Source organism: Desulfobacterales bacterium, from assembly GCA_029211065.1.
Classification (GTDB): Bacteria; Desulfobacterota; Desulfobacteria; order Desulfobacterales; family JARGFK01; genus JARGFK01.
This window is the reverse complement of the sequence record JARGFK010000183.1, coordinates 1-5,154: the sequence shown is the minus strand read 5'-3', so window position 1 is coordinate 5,154 and position 5,154 is coordinate 1. Positions and strand designations below refer to the sequence as shown.

The window sequence follows — 5,154 nt, the reverse complement described above, 5'->3', positions numbered from 1 at the left end:
AGGGATGGGATTTTACAGGCTGCAGATGAATCGCTGGCGGCAGGGATGTTTGCACCCGGCGAAATTCCTTGGGAGAAGCTTGCGTTCTCAAGCACCTGTGATGCCCTCAGAGACTATTTAAAAAAACATCATCCCGATATCCGTTCAATGTGATAGAATCTGTTTTAGGTGAATCGAAGCACTTAGGGACATGGTGTTACGCCCAGCCTTTGGGTCAAGGTTGAATGTTTTCAGTAGAATTGATATAGGGAGGGCATGTAAACCGCTTTCCATAATGAAGTTTTGAAACAATGAATTGCGGTATAAGCGGTTGTAGAAAAAAACGTTGGGATAACGGAATGTTTTTTTGACAACCGCTATATCCGCGCAGTTGAACCTGACCCGATCCTATAACCGGGAGAACCTTATGCAGGGATTTATGCGTCACATCGTGCCCAAACACATTATTGTTGCCGGTTTTGCATTGTTCATGGGCGGCGCTATTCTGACAGGAGGACTTTTCCCTTTTGATATGAAGGAGTTTAAAGCGGACGCCCTGCAAAACTGGCATTTATTTGCAATAATCCGGGATGCCGGCGCCATTCTTGCGGCAGCAACAATCATTATATCCGGATTAAGATCCATTCGGATCCAAGGCAGCAGCCGGCGCCTGATTGCTATGGTTCTCATCGGCATGGGAATCAGTTTGTTGTTTCTGACACTGAATTGCGTTGCCAACGTACAAATGGGCAAGATGTTGATAAGTTACGATTTTAGCAAGATGATAGGGTTGATCGAATTAAAGTTGAAGCAGGATAATCTGCCGGAAGAAAATCGACCCGTGCTGATGCGGAAGCTGGCGGAAAGCCGTTATTTGCAGAGCGGTGAACGTATTTTGATTCTGACGGCGGATAATGAAGAAAAAATTTACGAGCCTCCGGAAACCATCATCGGATTTAAACGGAACGTCGATTTTTCAAGGCAAATGTATGGGTTGATCAAACAGTGGTCCTATTACTCGATTTATGTATGGATCGGTGTATTACTGTTCAGCACGATTGTGGGGGCGGTTTCCCCGGAAGACTGACTGTATTTGCCGACAACCGGGATGAATATCGGCCGTCCGGCCCCTGCGCTTTTAAATTCTGGAAATACCCCCGAAGACAATCACCGCTCCAATTTAAGCAAAGGAGAATTTGCACATGACATTTGCTGAACTGATGGGCTACATTGATCAGGTCCTGAGTTTCAGGCTTTTCCAGATCCAGCAGACGCCGGTCACCGTATCTTCGTTATTCATGTTTTTTCTGGTCATGGTGACCTTTTTCATCCTCTCGCGCATTCTTCGCCGGATATTTTTAAACCGCATTATGGACCGCATGCGTCTTGAAGAAGGCACCCAGTATAACCTGAAACGCATAACCCATTACCTGGTCATGTTGACCGGGGCACTGGTGGCATTTCAGTTTGTCGGGATTGATTTGAGCGGTTTCATGATGGTTTTTGGATTGTTGTCCGTTGGAATCGGCTTCGGGCTGCAAAATATCACCTCCAACTTCATATCGGGCTTGATTCTGCTGATTGAACGGCCCATCAAGGTGGGGGACAGGATCACCATCGGAAATACCGAAGGCGATGTAATGGAAATCAACATGCGGTCGACAACCGTTCGGTCCTTAAACAACATTTCGATTATTGTGCCGAATTCTGAATTTGTATCTTCACAGGTCGTCAACTGGTCGCACCGGGACCTGAAAATTCGGCTGGATATCGATGTCGGGGTCTCCTACGGGTCAAACCTTGAAAAGGTTCTGAAATGTCTGCGGGATGTGGCCGAAGAAAGTGAAGATGTTTTGCCAAAACCCCGTCCCGACTTGCTGCTTCTCGGTTTTGGGGATTCGTCCTGGAACATGCGGCTGCGGGTATGGATCGCCAATCCCAAACGTCACCCCCTGACACGGTCCGGCATCAACTGCGCCATCGTACGGAAATTTCGGGAAAATGATATTGAAATCCCCTTTCCCCAGCGCGACCTGCATGTGCGTTCGCCGCTGCCGCTGCCGCTGCCGCTGGCTGCGCAGGAGAAAAACTGATTTGCGGACGGCTCTCCATCAGGTGCGGGTGGTGGTATCAGCGCGGATGGTTCTGATTTAAAATTTGCTTTCGGCCTGAATTCCTGTCCATAAAAGGATAATAAAACGATGGCGTCCATTGATGTGCTATGTGTCGGGCAGGCGTCTTACGACCTTGTGTTTTCGGTCTCCCGCCATCCCGGTCCGGACGAAAAAAGCGCTGCCTCCCTGTTTGCCGGCTGCGGGGGCGGACCGGCCGCCAATGCAGCCGTAACCGCTGCCCGCCTCGGGCGCAGGGCCGCTTTTGCCGGGTATCTGGGCAATGACGTTTACGGCCGGATTCATCAGGAGGAGCTGGCGCGTGACAATGTACGGACGGATTTTGTATATCGGGGAAGCGTGCAGACACCGCTGTCGGCAATTCTGGTGAAGCCCGATGGAAAGCGTACCGTCGTCAACTATAAAGATCCGGCGATTCCGCCGCCGGCCGACCCGGCCGCCTTTCTGTTTGATTGCCGTCCCAAAGTTATCCTGTTTGACGGTCATGAACCGCACCTCGCTCCGATTTTTATGGCGCATGCCAAAAAGGGGGGCATACCGACCGTCCTGGATGCAGGTTCCGTTCATGCCGGGACCCGGGAACTTGTCGGTGCGGTCGACTATCTCGTTGCTTCGGAAAAATTTTCAAGAGACTTTACCGGGGAAAAAGAGGTTGTTCGGGCGGCTCAAAAATTGCACCATTATGCCCCTGCGGTGGTTGTCACCCGGGGCGAGGCAGGGCTTGTCTGGCAGACGGCCGAAGGCGCCGGGCAACTGGAAGCTTTTGCAGTTGAGGCAATCGATACCACCGGCGCCGGTGATGCATTTCACGGCGCTTTTTGCGCGGGTCTTTCAGAAAAAATGGATTGGCTGGATCTGCTGCGTTATAGCAGCGCGGCCGCTGCGCTGGCCTGCACCGGCTATGGCGCCCGTCCGGCGATACCCGATGCGGACGCAGTGGATCGATTTCTAAAAACGGTCAACAAATAGAGTAAGGCAAAATTAAGGAGCCAATGATGATAGAGATTTCGATTCCCGGGCGCGGAAAACTGCAGTGCCGATATCTTGTTCTTGATTACAACGGAACCCTGGCGGTTGACGGCCGCCTGATTGAGGGCGTCAGGGAAACCCTGCAGCAATTGTCGGACAAGCTTGAAATCCATGTTTTAACGGCGGATACATTTGGAAAAGCGCGCTCGGGTCTGACCGGAATTAGTTGTAAACTTTCCATCCTGCCGATTGACCGTCAGGATATCGGCAAGCGCGAATATGTAATTGATCTGGGTGCCGAGTTCTGCGTATGTATTGGAAACGGACGGAATGACCGCCTGATGCTCAAGGAAGCGTCCCACGGCATTGCGGTTATTCAGGAGGAAGGGGCGGCAGCGGAAACATTGCTGGCAGCCGATGTGGTGTGCAGCGGGATTATTTCTGCGCTGGATCTTCTCAGCAATCCCCTGCGCCTGGTAGCCACCTTGAGGATATAGAAGAACCAAAACGCTGAACCGCTAAGGCGCGAAGAGCGCAAAGGGGCAATGTTTTTTTGAACCATGAATCCTTGCCACATTTTCCCTGTCTGATTGGGGAAAAGTTGTATCTGTAAAATACAGTTGAGGGGATAGGAATGAATTTCGACTTTGACGCTTTAGTGGAACGGCACGGAACTGCCAGCCTGAAATGGGATAAATATCGCGGAACAGACATCATCCCCATGTGGCTGGCTGATATGGACTTTCATTCCCCTCCGGCCGTCGTCGAGGCCCTGCAGCAGCGGGTGGCCCATGGCGTTTTCGGATATGCGACCGCTCCGGAGGAACTCGTCGAGGTCGTCTGCACCCGACTTTTCAGGCAGTACCAATGGGAAATCAGTCCGGAATGGCTGGTATGGCTGCCGGGACTGGTGACCGGTCTCAATCTGGCCTGCCGCTCGATCGGTCATGATGGCGACGAGGTGTTGACGGCGGTACCGGTGTACCCGCCGTTCCTGTCCGCCCCCGGATATTCCCGGCGGAACCTCGTTACGGTTCCGCTGATTCAAACAGACGGCTGCTGGAAATTCGATTTTGAGCGGTTTAAACAGGCCATTACACCCCGGACAAAGCTTTTTCTGCTCTGTAATCCGCACAACCCGGTGGGACGGTTGTTTACCGTTGCAGAACTGGAAACCCTGGCAGAGATCTGTGAAAAACATCGTCTGGTTGTCTGTTCGGATGAGATCCACTGCGAACTGATTCTGGACGGGCATCGACGGCATGTGCCCACTGCTATGGTAGGTTCCGGTCCGGCCGATCGGACGATCACGCTGATGGCCCCCAGCAAGACGTTCAATCTGCCGGGCTTGGGGTTGTCGTTCGCGGTTATTCCCAATAAATGCCTCCGCCAAAGCTTCCAGCAGTCCATGGCCGGTATTGTTCCCCATGTCAACGCCCTGGGCTATGCTGCCGGAACTGCGGCCTATCGTGACTGCCGGGACTGGCACACAGCGCTTTTGGATTATTTAAGGGAAAACCGAGACATGGTCGAAGATAGCGTCCGCAGGATGCCGGGACTGACCATGACCCATGTGGAAGCGACCTACCTTGCCTGGCTGGACGTCCGGGAGACCGGTCTAAAGAATCCGGTGGCTTTTTTTGAAACCGCCGGGGTCGGGCTTTTTGACGGAAAACCTTTCGGCAGTCCTGGTTTTCTAAGGCTGAATTTCGCCTGCCCCCGGTCAATACTGGTCGAGGCGCTCTTAAAAATAGAGCGGGCAGCGATAGCTCACGCCGGCCAGCATCGTTAACGACCGGTTGCATTCGACCGGTGGAGTGTTATAAGGTAATGAAGCACCCCGCAGCCCCGATAAACCGGGATCTTCGACCAGCTGCGGGGTATCAAAGCGGAATTGCGCCGTAGCTTTAACCCGCCTTCTCTCAGTTGAGCTTCGGCGCGGTTCACCTCGCCTTTCATCCTGCTGCAAGCAGCAGGGTATTCAGGCGAAGGTGAATAAATAATACTGGGTATGCAGTTAACTCAACCGCCCACTATATGTAGAGGGTTACCTCCAATAATCATTTGGCGCGAC

The 5,154-nt window shown here is 52.4% G+C and carries 5 protein-coding genes; all 5 read left to right on the top strand.

Translation table 11 applies throughout. The features are described 5' to 3' along the window. The first annotated feature begins 406 nt into the window (after positions 1-406). The 5 genes from P1P89_22070 (at position 407) to P1P89_22050 (ending at position 4,872) form a co-directional block, all read left to right on the top strand. Entirely contained in the window at positions 407-1,066 is a 660-nt protein-coding gene (locus P1P89_22070) for a hypothetical protein (protein MDF1594206.1), read from the top strand. Between the two features lie 115 nt (positions 1,067-1,181). Next, positions 1,182-2,072, top strand: coding sequence for a mechanosensitive ion channel (locus tag P1P89_22065; protein ID MDF1594205.1), 891 nt, complete (start codon positions 1,182-1,184; stop codon positions 2,070-2,072). 108 nt (positions 2,073-2,180) lie between these two features. Then, positions 2,181-3,080 (top strand): PfkB family carbohydrate kinase, encoded by a 900-nt coding sequence (locus P1P89_22060; GenBank protein ID MDF1594204.1) that lies wholly within the window; start codon positions 2,181-2,183, stop codon positions 3,078-3,080. A 23-nt stretch (positions 3,081-3,103) separates the two neighbouring features. Then, entirely contained in the window at positions 3,104-3,577 is a 474-nt protein-coding gene (locus tag P1P89_22055) for an ATPase P (GenBank protein ID MDF1594203.1), read from the top strand. Between the two features lie 137 nt (positions 3,578-3,714). Further along, the gene (locus P1P89_22050) at positions 3,715-4,872 is read left to right on the top strand and encodes a PatB family C-S lyase (GenBank protein ID MDF1594202.1); all 1,158 of its coding nucleotides are present in this window, start codon (positions 3,715-3,717) and stop codon (positions 4,870-4,872) included. The last annotated feature ends 282 nt before the right edge of the window (positions 4,873-5,154 follow it).

What these genes read in the sequence shown, in the direction of transcription:
- P1P89_22070 (MDF1594206.1), top strand. Translation starts at nt 407, where the DNA reads ATGCAGGGATTTATGCGTCACATCGTGCCCAAACACATTATTGTTGCC.
- P1P89_22065 (MDF1594205.1), top strand. Translation starts at nt 1,182, where the DNA reads ATGACATTTGCTGAACTGATGGGCTACATTGATCAGGTCCTGAGTTTC.
- P1P89_22060 (MDF1594204.1), top strand. Translation starts at nt 2,181, where the DNA reads ATGGCGTCCATTGATGTGCTATGTGTCGGGCAGGCGTCTTACGACCTT.
- P1P89_22055 (MDF1594203.1), top strand. Translation starts at nt 3,104, where the DNA reads ATGATGATAGAGATTTCGATTCCCGGGCGCGGAAAACTGCAGTGCCGA.
- P1P89_22050 (MDF1594202.1), top strand. Translation starts at nt 3,715, where the DNA reads ATGAATTTCGACTTTGACGCTTTAGTGGAACGGCACGGAACTGCCAGC.